The 21,427-nt window shown below is 69.8% G+C and carries 21 protein-coding genes; 10 read left to right on the top strand and 11 right to left on the bottom strand.

Annotation, left to right across the window (positions count from 1 at the left end; all coding sequences use genetic code 11):
• The first annotated feature begins 77 nt into the window (after window positions 1-77).
• A complete protein-coding gene (locus tag ACODRX_RS05390; protein WP_488870044.1) occupies window positions 78-1,034 on the top strand; it encodes a rhodanese-like domain-containing protein in 957 nt (318 codons plus the stop codon).
• 17 nt (window positions 1,035-1,051) lie between these two features.
• Here ACODRX_RS05390 and ACODRX_RS05395 read toward each other — a convergent pair whose 3' ends face one another.
• Genes ACODRX_RS05395 through ACODRX_RS05405 form a run of 3 tightly spaced genes read right to left on the bottom strand, consistent with a single transcriptional unit; the run spans window position 1,052 to window position 3,284 of the window.
• Complete coding sequence (locus tag ACODRX_RS05395; protein WP_488870045.1) at window positions 1,052-1,219, bottom strand: hypothetical protein; 168 nt, start codon at window positions 1,217-1,219, stop codon at window positions 1,052-1,054.
• Window positions 1,220-1,233: 14 nt separating this feature from the next.
• Window positions 1,234-2,313, bottom strand: a complete 1,080-nt coding sequence (locus ACODRX_RS05400; RefSeq protein WP_488870046.1) for a YeeE/YedE thiosulfate transporter family protein — start codon at window positions 2,311-2,313, stop codon at window positions 1,234-1,236.
• Window positions 2,314-2,327: 14 nt separating this feature from the next.
• Window positions 2,328-3,284, bottom strand: coding sequence for a sulfurtransferase (locus ACODRX_RS05405; protein WP_488870048.1), 957 nt, complete (start codon window positions 3,282-3,284; stop codon window positions 2,328-2,330).
• A 123-nt stretch (window positions 3,285-3,407) separates the two neighbouring features.
• On the opposite strand from ACODRX_RS05405, the gene ACODRX_RS05410 reads away from it, so the two are divergent.
• On the top strand, window positions 3,408-4,301 hold the full coding sequence (locus ACODRX_RS05410; RefSeq protein WP_488870049.1) for a ParB N-terminal domain-containing protein: 894 nt from the start codon (window positions 3,408-3,410) through the stop codon (window positions 4,299-4,301).
• On the opposite strand, the gene vapC is transcribed toward ACODRX_RS05410, so the two are convergent.
• From vapC to hemH, 5 genes are all read right to left on the bottom strand, one after another.
• Window positions 4,302-4,700 carry a type II toxin-antitoxin system tRNA(fMet)-specific endonuclease VapC gene (gene vapC / locus ACODRX_RS05415; protein WP_488870050.1) on the bottom strand — a complete coding sequence of 133 codons (399 nt, stop codon included), beginning with the start codon at window positions 4,698-4,700 and terminating at the stop codon, window positions 4,302-4,304.
• Complete coding sequence (gene vapB / locus ACODRX_RS05420) at window positions 4,697-4,930, bottom strand: type II toxin-antitoxin system VapB family antitoxin (RefSeq protein ID WP_488870051.1); 234 nt, start codon at window positions 4,928-4,930, stop codon at window positions 4,697-4,699. The genes vapC and vapB overlap by 4 nt, the downstream gene beginning before the upstream one ends.
• Before the next feature lie 122 nt (window positions 4,931-5,052).
• Window positions 5,053-5,370 carry a DUF4148 domain-containing protein gene (locus ACODRX_RS05425; RefSeq protein WP_488870053.1) on the bottom strand — a complete coding sequence of 106 codons (318 nt, stop codon included), beginning with the start codon at window positions 5,368-5,370 and terminating at the stop codon, window positions 5,053-5,055.
• 167 nt (window positions 5,371-5,537) lie between these two features.
• Window positions 5,538-8,246, bottom strand: coding sequence for an AAA family ATPase (locus ACODRX_RS05430; protein ID WP_488870054.1), 2,709 nt, complete (start codon window positions 8,244-8,246; stop codon window positions 5,538-5,540).
• A 46-nt stretch (window positions 8,247-8,292) separates the two neighbouring features.
• Window positions 8,293-9,327, bottom strand: coding sequence for a ferrochelatase (gene hemH / locus ACODRX_RS05435; protein ID WP_488870056.1), 1,035 nt, complete (start codon window positions 9,325-9,327; stop codon window positions 8,293-8,295).
• A gap of 47 nt (window positions 9,328-9,374) precedes the next feature.
• On the opposite strand from hemH, the gene ACODRX_RS05440 reads away from it, so the two are divergent.
• Window positions 9,375-10,109, top strand: a complete 735-nt coding sequence (locus ACODRX_RS05440; protein ID WP_488870057.1) for an HAD-IA family hydrolase — start codon at window positions 9,375-9,377, stop codon at window positions 10,107-10,109.
• Window positions 10,110-10,125: 16 nt separating this feature from the next.
• Here the strand turns inward: ACODRX_RS05440 and hpnE are convergent, their stop codons facing one another.
• Window positions 10,126-11,430, bottom strand: coding sequence for a hydroxysqualene dehydroxylase HpnE (gene hpnE, locus ACODRX_RS05445; protein WP_488870059.1), 1,305 nt, complete (start codon window positions 11,428-11,430; stop codon window positions 10,126-10,128).
• Window positions 11,431-11,437: 7 nt separating this feature from the next.
• A complete protein-coding gene (gene hpnD / locus ACODRX_RS05450; protein ID WP_488870061.1) occupies window positions 11,438-12,280 on the bottom strand; it encodes a presqualene diphosphate synthase HpnD in 843 nt (280 codons plus the stop codon).
• 49 nt (window positions 12,281-12,329) lie between these two features.
• Between hpnD and ACODRX_RS05455 the strand changes: the two genes are divergently transcribed.
• The 4 genes from ACODRX_RS05455 (at window position 12,330) to ACODRX_RS05470 (ending at window position 16,697) form a co-directional block, all read left to right on the top strand.
• Window positions 12,330-13,028 carry a response regulator gene (locus tag ACODRX_RS05455; RefSeq protein WP_488870063.1) on the top strand — a complete coding sequence of 233 codons (699 nt, stop codon included), beginning with the start codon at window positions 12,330-12,332 and terminating at the stop codon, window positions 13,026-13,028.
• Between the two features lie 2 nt (window positions 13,029-13,030).
• Window positions 13,031-14,371 carry an ATP-binding protein gene (locus ACODRX_RS05460; protein ID WP_488870105.1) on the top strand — a complete coding sequence of 447 codons (1,341 nt, stop codon included), beginning with the start codon at window positions 13,031-13,033 and terminating at the stop codon, window positions 14,369-14,371.
• 275 nt (window positions 14,372-14,646) lie between these two features.
• On the top strand, window positions 14,647-16,185 hold the full coding sequence (locus tag ACODRX_RS05465) for a DegQ family serine endoprotease (protein WP_488870064.1): 1,539 nt from the start codon (window positions 14,647-14,649) through the stop codon (window positions 16,183-16,185).
• Window positions 16,186-16,223: 38 nt separating this feature from the next.
• Window positions 16,224-16,697, top strand: coding sequence for a carboxypeptidase-like regulatory domain-containing protein (locus ACODRX_RS05470; RefSeq protein ID WP_488870066.1), 474 nt, complete (start codon window positions 16,224-16,226; stop codon window positions 16,695-16,697).
• A gap of 415 nt (window positions 16,698-17,112) precedes the next feature.
• Here ACODRX_RS05470 and ACODRX_RS05475 read toward each other — a convergent pair whose 3' ends face one another.
• Window positions 17,113-18,045 carry a LysR family transcriptional regulator gene (locus ACODRX_RS05475; RefSeq protein ID WP_488870068.1) on the bottom strand — a complete coding sequence of 311 codons (933 nt, stop codon included), beginning with the start codon at window positions 18,043-18,045 and terminating at the stop codon, window positions 17,113-17,115.
• A 102-nt stretch (window positions 18,046-18,147) separates the two neighbouring features.
• Between ACODRX_RS05475 and ACODRX_RS05480 the strand changes: the two genes are divergently transcribed.
• Genes ACODRX_RS05480 through acuI form a run of 3 tightly spaced genes read left to right on the top strand, consistent with a single transcriptional unit; the run spans window position 18,148 to window position 21,413 of the window.
• A complete protein-coding gene (locus ACODRX_RS05480) occupies window positions 18,148-19,119 on the top strand; it encodes a tripartite tricarboxylate transporter substrate-binding protein (protein ID WP_488870069.1) in 972 nt (323 codons plus the stop codon).
• Between the two features lie 15 nt (window positions 19,120-19,134).
• Complete coding sequence (locus tag ACODRX_RS05485; protein WP_488870070.1) at window positions 19,135-20,394, top strand: CaiB/BaiF CoA transferase family protein; 1,260 nt, start codon at window positions 19,135-19,137, stop codon at window positions 20,392-20,394.
• A gap of 32 nt (window positions 20,395-20,426) precedes the next feature.
• Complete coding sequence (acuI, locus tag ACODRX_RS05490; protein ID WP_488870071.1) at window positions 20,427-21,413, top strand: acrylyl-CoA reductase (NADPH); 987 nt, start codon at window positions 20,427-20,429, stop codon at window positions 21,411-21,413.
• Window positions 21,414-21,427 lie beyond the last annotated feature (14 nt).

The following is a 21,427-nucleotide window of genomic DNA, read 5'->3' on the forward strand; positions in this document are numbered from 1 at the left end:
TTGTCCCTCTGTGCGCACGGTTGAATACCGCTCTATACCATGGCGGCATATGCATACAACCCAGAGCCAGCCTTGCCATGCAGTTGATCATTGAGCTGATCCGCGACTACGGTCTGGGGATCGTTTTCCTGAATGTGCTCATCGAGCAGCTGGGCGCGCCCCTGCCCGCCTATCCGGTGCTGGTGGTGACCGGCGCGGTCGCGGCAAGCGGCGCCGAGCGCTGGCTGCTGGTGGGCGTGGCGGTGCTGGCGGCGCTGGTGGCCGACGGCGTGTGGTACCTGCTGGGCCAGCGCTACGGGCGGCGCGTGATGTCGCAGCTGTGCCGCATCTCGCTGTCGCCCGACAGCTGCGTGCGCCAGACCGAGGCGCTGTATACCCGCTTCGGCCCCAAGTCGCTGCTGGTGGCCAAGTTCATTCCGGGCTTTGCGTCGGTGGCCAGCGCGCTGGCCGGGGTGGTGGGTACGTCGCGCCGCCGCTTCCTGCTGCTCGACGGCCTGGGCGCCTGCATCTGGGTCGGATCGGCGGTGCTGCTGGGCCAACTGTTCAGCTCGGCCGTGGAGGAGCTGCTGGCGGTGCTCGCGGCGCTGGGCCAGTGGGGCGTGCTGCTGCTGGCACTGGCGCTGGCGGTGTTCCTGGCGCGCAAATGGTGGGCGCGGCGGCAGCTGATCCGCTCGCTGCGCATGGCGCGGGTCACGGTGGATGAGCTCAGCCACATGCTGGCCAGCGACCGGCCGCCGGTGGTGCTGGACGTGCGCTCGCAAGCCGCCTATGGCGAGTCGCACATTCCCGGCGCCCATGTCTTCGAGCCCGGCGCCAGCAGCCGGTCGCTGCCGGCGGTGACACCCGGCGAGGAGGTGGTGGTCTACTGCGCCTGCCCCAACGAGGCTTCGGCCGCCATCGTCGCTCGCATGCTGCACCGCGCGGGCTACCACAAGGTGCGGCCGCTGCTCGGCGGGCTCGACGCCTGGGTGGCCGCCGGCTACGACGTGCACGGCCAGGAGCCGCAGGCCGCAGGTACGGCCGCTGCGGCGTAGGCTGCGGCGTAGCGGCGTCAGTCCGGCATCGAGCAATGGCCGCCCGAGGCGTGCTGGCCCGAGCCGGCGGCGATGAAGGGCGCCTCGTAGCGCAGGTCCACCGGCTTGGAGTGGTGGTAGTCCCAGGCCAGGAAGGCGGCGAGGGCGGCCCAGAATGCCAGGCGCAGGGTGCTTGCTGTGGTCATGGTGGCGCTCCTCGTCAAAAGCCGAAGTGGCGGCGGATGCGCAGCCCGAAGATGGTGCCGGCAAAGGCCAGCGGCACCCAGATCCAGCCGTGGATGCTGCCGGTGCTGATACCCGAGAGCATCGCGCCCACGTTGCAGCCGAAGGCCAGGCGCGAGCTGTAGCCCAGCACCAGCCCGGCCGCCAGCGCCACCAGCCATTGCTGGCCGGTGAGCGGCTTGGCCGCGGCGGGCCTGCCGGCCGCCACCCACAGCGCGCCGGCCAGGATGCCAATGTTGGTGATGCTGGTCACGTCGAGCAGCACGGTCTCCTGCAGCCGCGCGGCATTGCCCGGCTGGCTCCAGAACCAGTTGTGCGCCAGATCCATCGCGCCGCTGGCGTTGGCAAGCTTCGCGGCCCACAGGCCGAAGCCATACACCACGCCCCAGGGCTGGCCGGCGAGCAGCAGGTTCAGCGTGGCCAGCAGCGCCAGCCAGACCGCGCCCGTCACCCAGCGGCGCTCCCAGGGCGTTGCGGGCCTGGCGCTGGCGGTATAGCGGCGCACCGCCAGGCCGATCAGCGCCAGCGCCGCCAGCGTGGCGGCCAGCGCGGGCAGCCAGCCCCAGCTGCCGACCAGGCCCACCGCCGGCAGGCGGCCCAGCTCCAGCCACCAGCCCAGGTGGGCCGAACCCAGAAAGCTGCCCAGCGCGAACAGCGGCAGGATGGCGGTGTTCATCGGAATGCCCATGCCGGCCTTGTACAGCGTGCCGCTGCCGCAGCCGTCTGCAATCTGCATGCACAGGCCGAAGGCGAAGGCGCCGACCAGCAGGCTCACGCTGGGCGGCCCGAGCGCGGCGGCCAGCTCCGGATAATGCCCGAGTAGCGGCATCGCCATGGCGGCGGCCAGCGCCAGCAGCAGCAACTGGCCGAATACGCCGCGCGGGTCCTTGTCCTCGACCAGCATGCGCCAGCCGGTGGTGAAGCCAAAGCGCTTGCCCGCCAGCACCGCGCCCAGGCCTATGCCCACCAGGAACAGCGCCGCCTGGCGTGCGGAGACGCTCCACAGCAGCCAGCCACAGAATGCGGCCATCAGGATCGACAGGGGGAGTCGTTTCATGTGATTAAAGAGGATTATTTGAACTTGCGCTGCCACCACTGCCGGGCGTCGTAGGCCAGCGATTCGATGCGCCCCGGCTGGTTCTGCATGGGCGGCGGCGCGGCCGACTGGGTCCAGTCCACCATCGAGCCGGCATACAGCTTCACATTCGGGTAGCCCGCCATCTCGCTCAGGCCGAACCAGTCGGTCGCGGCCCAGTGGCCGGTGTTGCAGAAGGCCACCATGTCCTCGCCCTGCTTGCGCTGCACCTTGGCGGCGATCTGCCTGGCGCTGGCCGGGTCCACGAAGCGCGCGGTGCCGGGCACGAACCACTGGTTGAAATCGAGCTGCTGCGCGCCCGGCAGCGTACCCGAGAGCTTGGCCGCGGGCGCGCGCGTCTGGCCCTGGTAGAAGGCGTCGGGCCGCGAATCCACCAGCGCGGCATTGCTCAGGTCGAGGTGCTGGCGCACCTGCTCGCGGGTGGCGAGGTAGCTGGTGTCGATCTGTGGCTGCCAGCTGCTGGCCGCCACCTGCGGCACCGCGCCATCGAGCGCGCCGCCGTCGGCCTGCCAGGCCTTCATGCCGCCATTGACGATGGACAGCTCTTTGAGGCCCAGCACCTTCAGCGTCCAGTACACGCGGGCCATGGCGCCAAAGTCAGTGGGGTCGGCACCGGTCGAGACCACCACCGCGTGGGTGGCGGGCGTTAGCCCCAGCGACTGCACCAGCAGCGTGAGCTTGGCGATGTCGGGCAGCTCGCCCGGGTTGGTGGCCGGGCCGCGCCACTTGCCGTAGGGCGCGTTCAGCGCGCCGGGAATGTGCTGCTGCGCATACAGCTTGGGCTCGCGGATGTCGATGATCTTCAGCTCGGCCTGCCCGGACGGTGTGCTGGCCAGCTGCGCCTGCAGCTCCTTGGGCGAGAGCAGCGGCTGCGCGGCCAGCGCCACGCCGCCGAGCGTGCCGGCCAGGATGAGGGTGAACAATTGCTTCATGGCTGGATTCCTGCGAAGGCTGGGGATGATGCCATTGTGCGGCGCTGGCCGAGGCCACTTGGGAGACAGGGCCGGCACATCCCTACAATCGAGGGTTTTTTGCAGACGAAGAACCGCGCAGCGATGGACATAGTGATCAATGAAGAGCTCAAGGCCTATATCGACCCCTTGAGCGCGGACGAATACGAGGCGCTGGAGCGCAGCATCCTGGCCGAGGGCTGCCGCGATGCGCTGGTGCTGTGGGGCGATGTGCTGGTGGACGGCCACAACCGCTACGGCATCTGCCGCAAGCATGGCCTGCCGTTCAACACCGTGCAGAACACGCGCTTCACGAGCATGGAGGACGTGTACCTGTGGATGATCGACCAGCACCTGGGCCGGCGCAGCGTATCGGACTTCCAGCGCGGCGTGCTGGCGCTGCGCAAGCGCGCCATCCTGGCCTCGCGCAAGCAGTTGGCGCCTTTCCCGGTGCCCAAGGAGGAGGGCGCGGCGCCCGAGGAAGCGGCGCAAGCCCAGGCAGGGGAGGTTCCGGCCTTCAGCTCGGAAGATGCCGCCGAGCTGGAGAAGGTCGCCACGCGCGAGGCGGTGGCCAAGGCGGCGCGCCTGTCCAGCGCCCAGGTGGCGCAGATCGAGAAGATCCAGAAGCATGCGGCGCCCGAGCTGGTGCAGGCCATCAAGGCGGGCGATGTCTCGATCAATACCGCGGCGGTGGTGGCCACGCTGCCGGTGGCCGAACAGCAGGCCGCGGCCCAGGGCGGCAAGGATGAGCTCAAGCAGGCGGCCAAGAAGGTGCGCGAGGCCAAGCGCAAGTCCAAGGCCGATGAGCCTGGGGACGCAGAAGGCGCATCGCCTGCCGAACTGGCCTCGCAGGCCCATGGCATGCAGGCCGTGGATGCGGCGCTCGAAACCGCCCAGCAGCAGTTGTCGACCCTGCGGGCCCGGGTGCAGGAGCTGGAAGCGGAAAACCAGCGCCTGCGCAGCGAGCTGGCTGCGGCGCTTGAGGGTTCGGACTCCTGACTAGATCCAATCCTCCAGCATCAAGCCGCCGACGCGCTGAAACTCCTTGAGGTTGTTGGTCACGAGTATGGCCGCGAGGCTTTGGGCGTGGCCGGCGATTTGGGTATCGAAGGGGCCGATGGGCATGCCCTTTTGTTCGAGTTGCGTGCGAATTTGCGCCGAGTGTTCCGCCGCCAGGGAATCGAAAGGGAGTACTTCGATTCGGGCACAGAACGCCTGCAGATTGTGCAGGGCCTTGTGCGGAGACTGCGACTTGTACGCGCCGTACAGCAGTTCAAAGCGGGTGATCTCGGAAATGCCCATCATGCCCGCATGTGCATTGAATATTGGCAGCACATGCGCGGGGCGCCGGTTCATCACGTAGATACAGGTGTTGGTGTCGAGCAGGTAGCGCGTCACTTCAGGATCTCGCGTTGCTGCATGGCGGGCTGCTCGCGCTCGGGCAGCAGGGCATCATCGCTGGCGCCTTGGGCGAACCAGGCGTCCCAGCTCGCTTCCACCGGGGTGATCATGCGGGTATTGCCCTGCGCCACCACGCTCACCTCGGTCACGCCGGCGCCAAATTCCAGTGCCTTGGGCAATCGCAGGGCCTGGCTTTTATTGTTCCAAAAGAGCTTGACGGTATTCATGGCAGCCTCCTTTTGCGTTGCATATGTGTATTGTATATGCAAGCAATCCAGAATGCCCAGGCATCGAAGCTGCCGGGGATTCGGCAGCTGCTCAATGGTGTGCCTCGCGCCGGGCAGCCGGCTTATTCGCCGTAGCCCTCGCCATCGGCAATGCGGCCGGTGCGCAGGGCCTGGGCGGCTTGCTGGCGCACGGCTTCGCGGCTGAGCGCCGGGGCACCCTGGCCGCTGGCGGCAAAGTCCACCCGGTCGCTGAGCACGGCCACCGAGCCATTGCGATTGGCCTCGTTCACCTGGGCGATGACCTCGGCGCGGCTGAGCTGGCTGCTGGCGGCCACAGCCGGTGGGAAAGAGCCTTCGCCTTCATAGATCGAGCCGGCTTGCGCGGCGGCGGCACCCAGGGCCAGGGAAGCGGCGATGGCGAAGATACGTGCGTTCAACATTTTGCAATCCTTTCCACAGTGGCGGTCGGCCCCATGGTCGATCGCGTCGTTGAACTCTTTGGCCAGCGCGGGGGGGCTGGTCGTTCAGCGATGGGGAAAGTGTATTTGTTGAACGAATTTCGATAAATCACCCTGTGTGGAATTGATTGTTCCGAATATGGGTTGAATCATCGGCCGTGCAGCGGCTCCGCCGCCCGTTTGCTGCGCTGGCGCTGGCTACGCTTGGGAGCCGCCTCGGCCTTCTGGAGCGCCAGGCGGAACTGGCGCAGCCGGTCGCCGGCGCGCTGCATCACCAGGGGCGGCAGCGGCTGCGGGCCCATGGCGGCCAGCGGGCTGGTGCAGGGCAGGCAATCGCCTTGCTCCATCAGCAGCGCCACGGCCTGGGCGGCATGCTCGGCGGTGTAGACATGGAAGCGCCCGGCCTGCACCGCGGCGATCACGCGGCTGGCCAGCATCAGGTGGCGCTGGTTGCGGGCGGGGATGAGCACGCCATGCGAGCCGTCCAGGCCCTGCTCGGCGCACAGGTCGAACCAGCCTTCGATCTTTTCGTTGAGGCCGCCCACCGGCAGGATCTCGCCATGCTGGTTGAGCGCGCCGGTGACCGCGATGTTCTGCAGCAGCGGCAGGCCCGAGAGCGAAGACAGCAGCGCCAGCAGCTCGGCGCACGAGGCCGAATCGCCCTCGACGCCGCTGTACTCCTGCTCGAACACCACCGATGCGTTCAGCGCCAGCGGCGCCAGCTCGCTGAACAGCGAGGTCAGGTAGCTTTGCAGGATGAGCACGCCTTTGTCGTGGATGGGGCCGGACATGGCGACCTCGCGCTCGATGTTGAGCACGCCGTCCTGGCCGGCATAGGTGCGGGCGCTGATGCGCGCGGGCAGGCCGAAGCGGTGGTCGCCGGTGTCGATCTGCGACAGGCCGTTGAGCTGGCCCACCAGGCGGCCGCCGAAGGCGATGACATGCTCGCCCTCGGCGATGGCCTCGTGCAGCGCCTCTTCCATGGCATTGTGGCGCAGGCGCCGGGCGGCGATCGCGGCCTCGACATGCGCCACGCGCACCAGGCATTCGCCCGCGGGCGCGGCCGGCATTGCTTGCTGCGCTTCCTGCTGGGCATATTGCGCGCTTTCGATCAGCAGCGCCTCCAGCGTGTTCAGCCGGCCGCTTTGGCGCTGCTGGTCGTCGGCCTCGCGGTGCGACTCCTCCAGCAGGCGGGCGGTGGCGCCGGCGTCGCAGTGCGGCAGCCGGTATTGGGCGCAGCGCTGCGCCATCAGCGCGGCGGTGGCGCGCCAGGTGGCGGGCGTGGCCTTGAACTGCGCGGAGAACTCCACCTTGCAGCGAAAGCGCCGGGCCATGTCGGGGTCGGTTTCCTGCAGCTGGTAGTAGCTGTCTTCGGAGCCGATCAGCACCAGCTTGAACGCCAGCGGCAGCAGCTCGGGCAGCAGCGCGCTGCTGCTGCTCGGGCCCTGGCTGGCATGCACGTCTTCGATGCGCAGCTGGCGGGTGCGCAGCACGCGGCGCAGGTATTGCCAGGCGGCCTCGCTCTCGGGGCCGGTGCCGGCCAGGTCGCGCAGGTGCAGCAGCAAGAAGCCGCCGTCGGCGCGCAGCACGCTGCCGCCGCGGATGCACGAGAAGTCGCTGCGGTGCTCGTCCTCGTGGCTGGGCGGGTCGATGGTGCCGAACAGGTTGCGCAGGCTGGGCTGGTCTTCGATGACTACCGGCGCATGGCTTTCGCCATGGTGGTCGACCACCAGGTTGACCTGGCTGAGCGCGCGCAGCGACTGCAGCCCGGCTTCCTGGCGGTGGCGCTCGTCTTCCTGCTCGCCGTCGCCGTCCGCGCCGCCGCCGTCGAAGATCTCATCGGCCTCCTGCGCGATGCTGCGCGGCACCCACAGCTCAATCTGCTTGAGCCATTCGGCCTGCACCTGCGACTGCCAGCGCTGCAGCGTGGCCGCATGCTCGCCCTGGGGCGAGAGGCCCTCGCCCAGCCGGGCCAGCGCCGCGGCCCACAGCGGCGCCGCGGCCTCGCGGTAGAAGGCTTGCAGCGCCTCGTCGCGCTGCTGCTCCCACAGCCGCACCTGGCCGCGGAACTGGGCCAGCTCCAGGCGCAGCTGGTATTCGAGCGGGGGCGCGGTTTCGTCCGCGGCGCTCTGCGGCAGGGCCTCGCCATCCGGGCCCGCCGCGCCATGTGTGCCATCTACGCCAGGCGTGCCGTCGGCGGCATCCGGTGGCAGGGCTGCCGGGCCCGCAGGCGGATGGTCCTTGGCATCTCCGCCCATGCGGATGACGAGCTGGCCGTTGTCGCGGCCTATGTCCAGGCCGCGCTCCCGGGCCCAGTCCTGCAACTGGTCGAAGGCGGCGTCCTCGCGCTGCCGGGCCTGGTGGTAGATCTGCTCGATGCCGCTGCGCCGGGCGGGCTCGGACAGCGCGGCCTCCAGCTGGCGCGGCAGTTTGTCGGTCAGCGCTTCCATGCGGCGGCGCAGGATGCGGCCCTGCCCGGCGGGCAGGCGCAGCGCCAGCGGCCGCTCGGGCACCGCAAAGTTGTGCACGAAGCAGATGTCGGGCGCGGCCGGGCGGCGCATGGCCTCGGCCAGCATGGCGCGGCGCAGCAGCGAGGTGCGGCCGCTGCCTTCGTCGCCCAGCACGAAGAGGTGGTAGTCGGGCTGCTGGATCGCCAGGCCGAACTCGGCCGCGGCCTGGGCGCGCTGCTGGCCTATCCACGAGAAAGGCTCCTGCAGCAGCTCGGCCGTGCTGGCAAAGCCCAGGCTCTGCGGGTCGATGCGGAGGCGCAGCTGGGCGCTGTGCAGCAGCTCGGCGCAGGGGGCGGGGGAAGGTGCGGCGGATGGGGCGGCGGTTGGGGCGGGAGAAGGAGCGATCAATGCGGAAGCTTCCAAAAAAGAGGCGAGGGGCAAGGGACGAGGGACTTCAGAGGGCCGTCGGCCATCCTTGCAGGTGCTGCAGGCACAGCCGGCCGAGCGCGGCGATCCAATCGGGCTGGTCGTTGAGGCAGGCGATGTAGTCGAAGCGCGTGCCGCCGGCCTGCAAAAATGCGTGGCGGGCCTCCTGGTTTATTTCTTCCAGCGTTTCCAGGCAGTCGGCGGCGAAGCCGGGGCAGATCACCTGCACATGGCGCGTGCCCTGCCGGGCCAGCGCCACCAGCGTGGGCTCGGTATAGGGCTCCAGCCACCGGGCCTTGCCAAAGCGCGACTGGAAGGTGACGCTGTAGTCCGCCGGCGCCAGCTGCAGCGCGGCGGCCAGCGCCTGGGCGGTGGCCAGGGCCTCGCGCTGGTAGGGGTCGCCCAGGCGCACATTGCGCTCGGGTATGCCGTGAAAGCTCATCACCAGCCGTTCGGCGCGGCCCTCGGCCTGCCAGTGCCGGCGCACCGATGCGGCCAGCGCGGCGATGTAGCCGGCGTTGCCGGCATAGCCGTTGACGAAGCGCAGCTCCGGAATGCGGCGTTGCCGGGCGCTCCAGGCATAGACCGCATCCCAGACGCTGGCGGTGGTGGTGGCCGAGTACTGCGGGTACAGCGGCAGCAGCAGGATGCGCTGCGCGCCCTCGGCCTTGAGCGCATCGAGCTGGCTGGCGATGGAGGGGCTGCCATAGCGCATGGCATGGCGCACCGTCGCCTGGTGGCCGGCCTCGGCCAGCCACTGCGGCAGCAGCTGCGCCTGGCGTGCGGTCCAGGTGGCCAGCGGCGAGCCCTCGGGCGTCCAGATGCTGCGGTACTTGGCGGCCGACTTGGCGGGCCGCACGCGCAGGATGATGCCGTGCAGGATGGGCCGCCACAGCGGCCGAGGAATCTCCACCACCCGCGGATCGCCCAGGAACTCGGCCAGGTAGCGGCGCAGCGCGGCTGCGCTGGGCGCGTCGGGCGTGCCCAGGTTGCACAGCAGGACGGCGGTGTGTTCGCGGGCGGCTGGGGGCAGGTCGGGTTCGGTCACGAAGCGAGGGGGCATGGCGGTATTGTCTCAGTTCGCCGCCGCGAATCCGCTATGCTCGCCGCATGTTGGATATCTCGCGCATACGCGCCATCAGTTTCGATCTGGACGACACCCTGTGGCCAGTGCTGCCAGCGCTGGCCCGCGCCGAGGCCGCGCAGCATGCCTTCCTGCAGCAGCACGCGCCGGCCACTGCCGCCTGGCTGCAGGATGAGGACAATGCCCGTCGCCTGCGCGAGGGCCTGCGCGCAGAGCTGGCCCACCGGCTGCACGACATGACGCATTTTCGCCAGCAGTTCATCGCGCGGGCGCTGCAGCAGACCGGCGGCGACAGCGGGCTGATGCCAGCCGCGTTCGAGGCCTTCCATGCCGGCCGCAACCAGGTCGACATGTTCGACGAGGTGCACGACTGCCTGGACTGGCTGCAGGCGCGCTACCCGCTGGTGGCGATCTCCAACGGCAATGCGCGGCTCGACCGCGTGGGGCTGGACGGCTATTTCAGCGCCGGCATCAGCGCCCACCAGGCGGGCATGGCCAAGCCCGATGCGCGCATCTTCGCGCTGGCGGCGCAGCAACTGCGGCTGCCGCTGTCGGCCTTTTTGCACGTGGGTGACGATGCCGCGCTCGATGTGGAGGGGGCGCTGGCCGCCGGCATGCAGGCCGCCTGGGTGCAGCGCCCCGAGATCGACTACCACCGGCCGGCGCAGGAGGGCACCGCGCCGCGCTGGCAGCTGCCCAGCCCGCCGCCGCAGGCGGTGGTGGCCACGCTGCACGAGCTGTGCGCGCTGCTGGGGCGGTAGCTGTTGAGTCTTTGTCCTACTGCCCAGCTGGCCCCGCGGCCAAGGCCTGGGCCGCCGCGCTGCCGCTGAGCATCGCGCCTTCCAGCGTGGCCGGGTAGGGCCCGTCCACATAGTCGCCGCAGGCCAGCAGCCCTGGCGCGATCGCCATGCCCGGGCGCCGCAGGCCCGGTGTGCAGGCGAAGGTGGCGCGCTTTTCCACGATGGTCTGCAGCGGCGCAAGTCGCAGGCCGAGCTGCGCCTCGGCCTGGGCCAGCACTTGGGCCTGCAGCCCGGCCTGCGCGCCTGCGCTGGTGCTGATCACGAAGGCCAGCAGCCCGGCAGGGCCGCCGAGCTGGCCCCGGTCGAAGACGAACTGCGCCGGCCAGCCGCTGCGGCTGCGCAGCGCCAGCATGGGGCGGGGCAGGCGCGTGGCCGCATCGGCCTGGGCATAGACGGTGGCGATGGCGGTGTGCCGCAGGCGCTCGGCGGTATCGGCCCAGGGCGCGGCCCACGGTGCTGCGCCGCGCACCAGCCGCGCGGCCTCGGGCGCGGGCGTGGCCAGCACCACCGCGTCGAAGGCCTGGCCGTCGACCAGCCACCCGCCCTGCGGCCGCGCCGCCAGCTCGGCGACGCGAGTGCCACTGCGGCAGTCGTGGCCGCGCGCTTGCAGCCAGGCCGCGGCGCTGGCGGGAAACAGGGTGCTGAGGTCGGCCACGGGCAGCCACAGGTGCGAGCCGCCGCGGCCGGCGAACAGGCTGTCGCGCAGCACGCGCAGAAAGACCTGGCCGCTGGCTTGCTGCATCGGTGTGTTGAGCGCCGAGATGCACAGCGGCTCGATGAACTCGACCTGCAGCCGCGGCGGCAGCAGGGCGCACAGCTCGGCCACGGTGGCAGTGGGTGCGCAGCCGAAGCCCTGGCGCTGCCAGCGGGCGGCCTGGCGCAGCAGCGCGAGCCGCTCGCGCCACGACCAGCCGCGCGCCCGGGCGATGCCCCACAGCGCATCCCAGGGCGGCGCCAGCTCGGGCAGGGCGATGCCGCTGCCGTCGGCATGCACCAGTGCCAGCGGCTGGCGCACGAAGGCATGGCTGGCGTCCACGCCCACCAGCGCCATCAGGCGGCGGCATTCGGCATAGGCGCCGATCAGGATGTGCTGGCCGTTGTCGAGCAGGAGCGTGCCGCCGCCCGGCTGCGCCAGCTGCAGCGCGCGCGCCCGGCCGCCGAAGACCCTGGCGGCCTCGAACACGCTCAGCTGTGCCGGCTCGCCGGCGCATGCCAGGCCCACGGCGGCAGCCATGCCGGCCCAGCCGCCGCCGATGATGGCGATCCTGCGGGGAGGGGCCATCGTCTGCCTACATGCGCCCCAGCGCCTGCACCTTCCACGCCAGCCACAGCTTGCGCAGCGGGGTGAGGCTGATGCGCTGGTGCAGCACCTTGAAATCCTCGGCCTCGATCTCGCCGAGCAGCGTGCGGTAGATGCTGGCCATCATCAGGCCAGGCTTTTGCGCGCGGTGGTCGGCGGCGGGCAGCAGAGCCAGGGCCTCGTCGTACAGGCGCTGCGCGCGCTCGGCCTGGAAGCGCATCAGCGCCGCAAAGCGGTCGGAGTACTGGCGGTTCAGGATCTCGTGCGCCTTCACGTCGAACTGCTGCAGCTCATTGACCGGCAGGTAGATGCGGCCGCGCATCGCGTCTTCGCCCACGTCGCGGATGATGTTGGTGAGCTGGAAGGCCAGGCCCAGCTTATGGGCGTAGGCCGTGGTCTGGGCCTCGGTCTGCCCGAAGATGCGCGCGGCCACCTCGCCCACCACGCCGGCCACCAGGTGGCAGTAGCGCGAGAGGCCGGCGAAGTCGAGGTAGCGCGTCTGCTCCAAGTCCATCTGGCAGCCGTCGACCACCGCCAGCAGGTGCGCAGCCTCGATGCCGTAGCGGGCGGTGTAGGGCATCAGCGCCTGCATCACCGGGTGGCTGGGCTGGCCGGCGAAGCTCTTGCGCACCTCGGACTGCCACCATGCCAGCTTGGTGTGCGCCACACCGGCGTCGCTGACCTCGTCCACCACATCGTCCACTTCGCGGCAAAAGGCATAGAAGGCGGTGATCGCTGCGCGGCGATCCGCCGGCAGGAAACGAAAGGCGTAGTAGAAACTGCTGCCCGCGGCTGCGGCCTTGTTCTGTACGTACTGCTGGGGCGTGGTCATAGGGGCTGTATTCTCCCATGCGACACTACATGTCTAGGATGAAAGACCTATGCGCATTTTGCTGGTGGAAGACGATCAGATGATCGGCGAGGTGGTGCTGGATGCACTGCGCGCCGCCTCCTGGGCGGTGGATTGGGTGAAGGACGGTGCGATGGCCGAGACGGCGCTGGCCACCGGCGACTACGACCTGGTGCTGCTGGACCTGGGCCTGCCCAAGCGCGACGGGCTGCAGGTGCTGCGCGGGCTGCGCGCTGCGCCGTCCGCGGCGCAGCGCCGGGTGCCGGTGCTGGTGGCTACCGCGCGCGACGCCATCGCCGAGCGCGTGGCGGCGCTGGACGCCGGGGCCGACGACTACATCATCAAGCCCTACGACCTGGACGAGCTGATGGCCCGCATGCGCGCGCTGGTGCGCCGCGCCAGCGGCCGCGCCGAGCCCGAGTACACCTGGGGCGCGGTGCGCATCGTGCCGGCCACGCGCGAGGCCAGCGTGCATGGCGAGCCGGTGACGCTGTCGGCGCGCGAATGGGCGGTGCTCGAGCCGCTGCTGGCGCGCCCGGGCCGGGTGCTGTCGCGCGCGCAGCTCGAGGAAAAGCTCTACTCCTGGCGCGACGAGATCAGCAGCAATGCGGTGGAGGTCTACATCCACGGCGTGCGCAAGAAGCTCGGCGCCGAGCTGATCCAGAACGTGCGCGGGCTGGGCTACCTGGTGCCGGTGCAGGAGCCCGGCGGCGGCCAGGAGCTGCCGTGAGCATGCCGCGCTCGCTGCGGGCGCGGCTCACCGCGGCGCTGCTGGCGGTGGTGCTGCTGGCGGCCTGCGTGCAGGCGGTGGTGATCTTCCACACCGCGCGCGCCGAGACCGAGGCCTTGTTCGACGCCCAGCTGCAGCGCGTGGCGCTGTCGCTGTCGGGCGGCCTGGCGGCCGAGGTGCTGGGGGGCGAGCTGGACAACGCCGAGGCCCGCCGGCGCGACATCATCGTGCAGATCTGGCGCGCCGACGGCATCATGCTCTACCGCTCGGCCAGCCCGCGGCTGCTGCCGCAGGTGGCGGTGCTGGGCTTCAGCGACGTGCAGGCGCATGGCATCGCCTACCGCGTTTATGCGCTGCAGACCCCGACCCAGGTGATCCAGGTGGCGCAGGTCGCGGCCTCGCGCGCCGAGATGGCGCGCGAGCTGGCGCTGCGCTCCATCGTGCCGGTGGCGCTGCTGGCGCCGCTGATCATGCTGGTGGTGTGGTGGGTGATTTCACGTGCGCTGGCGCCGCTGGAGCGCAGCCGCCAGAGCCTGGCAGCGCGAGCGGCGCACGATCTGTCGCCGCTGCCCGAGCAGGGCCTGCCCGCCGAGATCCTGCCGCTGGTGCAGGAGATGAACCAGCTGTTCCTGCGCCTGCAGGCCGCCTGGGATGCGCTGCAGCACTTCGTGAGCGATGCGGCGCACGAGCTGCGCACGCCGCTGGCCGCGCTGCGGCTGCAGGTGCAGAGCTTGGCGCGCGCACCGGACGACGAGGCCCGCCGCATCGCCGGCGCACGGGTCATGGGCGGCATCGACCGCGCCACCCGCATGGTGGAGCAGCTGCTGTCGCTGGCGCGCCAGGAGGCCGGGCAAAACCAGCTGCAGCCGCGGCAAAATGCGCTGCCGGTGCCCATGGCCGCGCTGTGCGAGCGCATGGTCGGCGACTGGCAGGCCGAGGCCGCGCGCAGCGGGCTGCAGCTGCAGTGGGAATGCGATGAGGCGGCGCGCGGCCTGCGCGTGGCCGGTCAGCCCGACGCGCTGGAGCTGCTGCTGCGCAACCTGCTGGAGAACGCGCTGCGCTACACCCCGGCGCCGGGCTGGGTGCTGCTGGGCTGGCAGCGCGCCGATGCCGGCCATGCGCTGCTGACGGTAGAGGACAGCGGCCCCGGCATTGCGCCCGAGCAGCGCGCCCGGGTGCTCGACCGCTTCTACCGCGTGCCCGGCACCGCCGCGCATGGCAGCGGCCTGGGCCTGGCGATCGTGCATGCGGTGGCGCGCCAGCACGGCGCCGAGCTGGTGCTCGACGAGTCGCCGCAATGGCAGGGGCTGCGGGTGCGGCTGCGCTTTGCGGTGCTGGAGTGAAAAAAAATGACTCCCCACGCTCCCCACTGCGTGTGGTCGCTGCCCCTCCGAGAGGGGCGCTTTTCATCTTGGGGCGGCCCAGCAATAAAAAAGTGAGCTGCCAGCGCTCTAGGGTACTTGTTTTTAATAACAAATGTATTGAAAAACTATGATGGATAAGCGCAAGTAGCTCATTTTTTTGAATCTGCCCGCTATCCAGCGACTCTAAGTTTCTTCTAAGCCATGGCTGCGATAGTCACACCATCGAGATGCAAGTGTGACAGGAGAACACCGCCATGACCAAGCAATCCCTTCAGCTCCCTTCCAAGCAACTGATCGCGGCCTTGCTCGCCGCCGGCGTGCTGGGCGGCGTGGGCGCCACCGCGTTCGAGCATGTGCAGATCCCGGCGCACGCGCAGCCCGCTGCGGCCTTGGCGGTGCCGGCCGGCGCGGTGAATGCGCTGGCGCCGGCGGCGGTGCCCAACTTCACCGCCATCACCGCGCAGGCCGGGCCGGCGGTGGTCAACATCAGCGTGCGCGGCACGCGCAAGGTGTCGGACGACGATGACGACGACGGCCCCAGCGCCGCGCCTTCGTCCCAGTCGCGCGGGCCGCAGTTCGACCCGAACGATCCGATGCTGCAGTTCTTCAAGCAGTTCGGCTTCGGCATGCCGCAGCAAGGCATGCGCCGCCAGGCCCCGCAGGAAGTGCCGGTCGCCGGCGAAGGCTCGGGCTTCATCGTGAGCTCGGACGGCACCATCCTCACCAATGCCCACGTGGTCAAGGGCGCCAAGACGGTGACCGTCAAGCTCACCGACCGGCGCGAGTTCAGCGCCAAGGTGCTGGGCTCCGACCCCAAGACCGACATCGCGGTGCTCAAGATCGACGCCAGCAACCTGCCGGTGGTCAAGCTGGGCGACTCCAACAAGCTGCAGCAGGGCGAGTGGGTGCTGGCCATAGGCTCGCCGTTCGGCTTCGAGAACTCGGTCACGGCGGGCGTGGTCAGCGCCAAGGGGCGTGCGCTGCCCGACGACAGCGCGGTGCCCTTCATCCAGACCGACGTAGCGGTGAACCCCGGCAACTCCGGCGGCCCGCTGCTCAACGCCAATGGCGAGGTGGTGGGCATCAACTCGCAGATCTACACCCGCTCGGGCGGCTACGAGGGGCTGTCCTTCGCCATCCCGATCGACCTGGCGGTGCACATCAAGGACCAGATCGTGGCCACCGGCAAGGTGCAGCATGCGCGGCTGGGCGTGGTGATCCAGGAAGTGAACCAGGCGTTTGCCGACTCCTTCAAGCTGCCCAGGCCCGAAGGCGCGCTGGTGGCCAGCGTCGAGAAGGGCGGCCCCGCCGACAAGGCCGGCCTGCAGCCGGGCGACGTGATCGCCAGCTACAACGGCCAGCCCATCGTCTCGTCCAACGACCTGCCGGCGTTGATCGCCCAGGCCAAGCCGGGCGCGCAGGCCGCGCTGCAGGTCTGGCGCCAGGGCAAGAGCACCGAGATCTCGGCGGTGCTGGGCGGCGACCAGGGCAAGGCAGCGCAACTGGCCAGCAACGCCAAGCTTGAAAAGGGCAAGCTGGGCCTGGCGCTGCGCGAGCTCACGCCGCAGGAGAAAAAGGCCTCGGGCGTTGACGCCGGCCTGGTGGTGGAAAACGCCGCCGGCCCCGCGGCGCTGGCCGGCGTGCAGCCGGGCGATCTGGTGCTGTCGGTCAACGGCGTGCCGGTGAGCCAGGTCGACAAGGTGCGCGAGATGGTGGCCAAGGCCGACAAGTCGGTGGCCTTGCTGATCGAGCGCGATGGGCAGAAGATATTTGTGCCGGTCCGCATGGGCTGACACCGGGGACTGGCCGCTTTGCAGGAAAGGAAGACACCATGAAAAGATCCATCTTGACCGGCGCCGCCGCCGCGCTGATCGCTTCTTTGGCACTGGCGGGCGCGGGCATGGCCAGCGCCGCCCAGGCCGAGGCGGGCCAGCTGCCGGCGGTGCACAGCTACCAGGGGGTGCGCTACACCAGCGGCGGCATCGGCAGCGACGAATCCAGCGCGATGAAAGCGGCCGCCGGCAACTGGCCGCTGAGCCTGGAGTTCGCGATCAAGACCGGGGCGCAGGCGGAATACGCATCCAACGTGCATGTGCTGCTGAAGAACGGCCAGGGCGCCACGGTGCTCAAGGCCACCAGCCAGGGCCCGTTCCTGCTGGCCGAGCTGCCGCCCGGCAGCTACCGGCTCGAGGCCACGCTCGACGGCAGGGCCCTGCAGCGCGAGGTGGCGGTGCGCAAGGGCCAGCCGGCGCATGTGGTGCTGGAATGGCCGGCTGGCACCGACAGCCGGGCGCCGGCCAGGTAACACCTTGGCGCACAGGTATGCGTTGCATATCTGCGGCGTAAAGATCGGAACCCTTGAGCCGCGGCGGCTTCCAACACCCATCTTCGGACTGTCCCGCAGCTCGGGAGAGCGCCTTGACGGCAGGCGTGCAAGCTGGCTTTGAACACCGGCACCGTCACACACTCTCCTCAGAGGTCCTTGGGCCTCTATTCACACCGGGCCCTTGGGCCCGGTTTTTTTTCCGCCGGGCCGTCCCAAGGCAAAAAGCGGCCCCCTCGGGGGGCAGTGGCCACACGCAGTGGGCAAGCGCGGGGGCCCTTTTTTGCCGCCGGGCCGCCCCAAGGCAAAAAGCGCCCCCTCGGGGGGCAGCGGCCACACGCAGTGGGCAAGCGTGGGGGCCTTTTTTTGCCGCCGAGCTCGCGGAGATGGGCCAAGCTCAGGCCGGCGTAGAGGGCTCCAGCGCCGCGCGCAAGATGTCGACGCGGGGATTGTGCACCGCACCCCGGCTGATCAAGGCCACCGGGCCGGCCGAGATGCCTGGCTCTATGCGCACCCGGCTCACTCCGGCAGGCATGGGCGCGAGCTGCAGCGTGGCGCTGGGCACGGCGCTCAGCCCCAACCCCGCCTTGACCAGCTGGATATTGGTGAACGGGCTGGTGGACTCTATGACCGGCGTGGGAGCGATCACGCCCGCATGGCGGAACACCTCTTCCATCATGCGCCGCAGCATCGAGCTGCCGGTAGGCAGTATCCAGCGCTGGGCCGCCAGGCCCTGCCAGGTATTGGCCTGGCTGTGCGCGGCTGGATGGCTGCTGGGCGCGATCACCGAAAAATCCGTATCGAAGAGCTTTTCGTAGCGCAGCGGCTGGCCCGCGGCTTCCGGCAGTTCCAGGGGGTAGCTCGACACCAGCGCATCCAGCCGGCCGCCGAGCAGGTGCTCGATCAGCAGCGGAACCCGCTCCTCCTGCAACTGCACCCGGACATGCGGCGCCTGTTCGGCCAGCCGGCCCAGCACCAGCGGCAAGACGCACTGGGCCACGAAGGGTGGGGCGCCGATGCGCAGCAGACTGACCGAGGGCTGTCGCGAGGTCTCCTGCCCCCAGTGCGCCAGCTCCTGCAGCAGCATCGCGGCGCCGCGGATGGCGATCCGGCCCTGCTCGGTGGGTTCCAGCCCACGTGCGTTGCGAGTGAACAGCGTGGTGCCGAACGCGGATTCGATTTCCCCCAGCGCCTTGCTCAGCGCCGGCTGGGTCAGGTGCAGGCTGGCGGCGGCGGCGCGCAGGCTGCCGGCCTCCTGCAGCGTGACCAGCAGCTGCAAGTGCCTGAAGCGCAAGCGGGCAAGCAGCCGCCTGGGGTCGTATGTGGACATGCAGTGATAACTAAAAGATTTCAATCTATTAAAACATATCACTATTGGAAATTTCATGCGCGCTCTATTCTTGGCCCACAACATCGACGAAGGAGACTCCAGGTGGACCGCAGGATATTTCTCGCTGGCGCCGTCAGCGCCGCTGCCGCGCCGCTCTTGCATGCGCAAGGCTTTCCCTCCAGGCCCGTGCGGGTGATATCGCCCTATGCCGCAGGCGGAGGCCCCGATGTCCAGCTGCGCCAGGCTGGCCCGCTGCTGGGCGAGGCCCTGGGGCAGTCCGTGGTGATCGAGAACAAGGTAGGCGCCGCGGGCGTGCTCGCGGCGCAGTACGTGGCCAACCAGCCGGCCGACGGCTATACCTACCTGCTGGGCTCCAACACCCATCTGATCCAGAAGATCCTGCAGCCCGCGCTGCATTTCGATCCCATCGGCGACTTCGCGCCGGTGAGCAATCTGGCGATGTCGCCGGTGGTGCTGGTCGTGCGCGCCGATGCACCCCAGCGCAGCGCCGAGGAGCTGATCGCGGCGATCAAGGCCAGGCCCAGGCAATGCAACTACGGCTCCGGCGGAATCGGGACTTCGGCCCATCTGGCCGGCGCGACGCTGGCCTCGCTGGCGGGGCTGGAGGTCACGCACATTCCGCTCAAGGGCTCGGTGGAGATTGCTGCGTCGCTGATCCGCGGCGATACCGACTATGCCTTTCCGGTAGCCGGCACCGCCATGCCCCAGATCCAGGGCGGCAAGCTGCGCGCGCTGGCGGTCACCAGCGCCCGGCGCATGGTCCAGCTGCCGCAGGTGCCCACCTTGCAAGAGGTGCTCAAGAGCGAGCTAGCGGTACAGGAGTCCTGGTTCGGCATCTGGGCGCCGGCCAGGACCGACGAGGCGGCGCTGGGCCTGATGAATGCGGCCACGCGCAAGGCGGCGGCCACGCCTGCGCTGCAGGCAGCCTACGAAAAAGCCGGCAACCTCGCGGTCGCCAGCCCTACGCCGGCGGCATTTGCGCACTTCGTGCGCAGCGAGAACCGCAAGTGGACCGAGATCGTGGAACTGGCCGGCGTGACGGCCAGCAGCTGAGCGGCGGGGAACAGCATGAACCAAGCATTGAGCGGTGTGCGCGTCATCGACATGTCGCATGTGATCGCCGGGCCGCTGGCCTCGCACTACCTGGCGCAGCTCGGCGCCGAAGTGATCAAGATCGAGCCGGTGGGCGGCGAGGTGATGCGCCGCAGCCGGGTGGCGGGCGAAACGGCTGCGTCCGACACGCCCTCGGGTTTCGTGGCGCTGAATGCGGGCAAGCGCTCGCTGGCGGTGGACATACGCCAGCCCGCCGGCGCCGCTCTGGTGCGCAGCCTTGCCGCCACCGCGGACGTGTTCATCGAGAACTTCCGCCCTGGCAAGGTGGCCAGGTATGGGCTGGGCTATGAGGACATCCGCGCGCTGCGGCCGGACATCGTGTACTGCTCGATATCGGGCTTCGGCCAGCAGGGGCCGTGGGCCGGGCGGGGCGCCTACGACCATGTCGTTCAGGCGCTGACCGGCATGATGATGATGTCCGGCGACAGCGAGGGCTCGCCGCCGGTCAAGGTCGGGTTTCCGGTGATCGATGTGGCGGTCGGCATGCTCGGGGCCTTGTCCATCGCCGCCGCGCTGCACCAGCGCGAGCCATCGGGGAGCGGGCGGCGGGCGGGCGGCCATATCGACGCTTCCATGCTCCAGGCCTCGCTGATGCTCATGTATCCGCATGCCTGCAGCTTCATGACCCACGGCATCGAACCCCAGCGGGTCGGTAACCGCGGCTACACCGGCAGCCCCACGGCCGACACCTACCAATGCCGCGATGGCTGGCTGTCGGTGGCGGCCAACACGCCGACGCAGTTTCGCCGGCTGGCCGCCGAGCTGGGCCTGCAAGAGGTATGCGACGACGGCGACCTGCTCGACCTGCAGGCCTTGCGGGCGCAGCAAGGCGGCTTTGTGGTGGCCCGTGATCTGCAGGCGCTGCGCAGCCGGTTCCAGCAGGCATTTGCCACGCGCAGCGCAGCAGAGATGGAAGAGAGGCTCAATGCCGCCGCCATACCCGCCGCCCGGGTGCGGCAGCTGGGTGCGTTTTTGGCCGAGGCGCAAGCCCAGGGCGCGCTGCAGTCCACGAGCTACCGCCAAGGCGGCGGCGGCGTGCACACGCCGGGCCTGGGCTTTCGCTTCGGCGGCGCGGATGGGGTGGCGGGCATGCCAGGCGCGCCTGCGCCGGGGCTGGGGGCGGATGGCCGGCAACTGCTCAGGGAGCTGGGCCTGTCAGAGCCGGACATCGATGCGCTGTGCGCGTCCGGGGTGCTGGCCGAGCCGGCCGCATGAATGCTGCAGGCAACAACACAGGAGATGGAAACATGTTCAAAGCCATTTTGCTGACCCAGGCGGGCCAGCGCGAAACCCAGGCCGATGTGGTGGCGCTGGACGAGTCCCAGCTGCCGCAGGAGGCGGTGCGGGTGGCGGTATCGCACAGCACCATCAACTACAAGGACGGGCTGGCCATCACTGGCCGCTCGCCGGTGGTGCGCCAGTTTCCCATGGTGCCGGGCATCGATTTCGCCGGCACGGTGATCGAAAGCAGCGACGCGGCCTACCGGCCCGGCGACGCAGTCGTCCTCAACGGCTGGGGCGTGGGCGAAACCCACTGGGGTGGCCTTGCACAGCAGGCATGCGTGAAAGCGCAGTGGCTGATCAGGCGCCCGGCGGGGCTGAGCGCCCAGCAGGCCATGTCCATCGGCACGGCGGGCTATACCGCCATGCTGTGCCTGATGGCGCTGGAAGAGCGCGGCGTGGCGCCCGCCGACGGCCCGGTGCTGGTGACCGGCGCCAACGGCGGCGTGGGCAGCATCGCCATCGCCTTGCTTGCGAGCAAGGGCTATGCGGTGCATGCCAGCACCGGCCGCCTGCAGGAGGCCGAGCATCTGCGGGCCCTGGGTGCCAGCGAGATCATCGAGCGCGGCGCCCTTGGCGCGCCGGGCAAACCGCTGCAAAAGGAGCGCTGGGCCGCGGCCATCGACAGCGTGGGCAGCCATACGCTGGCCAATGTCTGCGCCAGCCTGCGCTACGGCGGCACGGTGGCTGCCTGCGGGCTCGCGCAGGGCATGGACTTTCCGGCGACGGTGGCGCCTTTCATCCTGCGCGGCGTCAGCCTGATCGGCGTGGACAGCGTCCAGGCGCCGAAAGCGCGCCGCGAGCGGGCCTGGCAGCGCCTGGCCGAAGAGCTGCCGCGCAGCGTACTCGAACGCAATACCCAGACCATCGGACTGAAGGACGCGATTCCCTTGGCGCAGCGCCTGCTGCAAGGGCAGGTGCGCGGCCGGGTGGTGGTCGATACCGCTGCCTGAGCTGCCGTGTGAAC

This window comes from Comamonas sp. FG99, assembly GCF_057808605.1.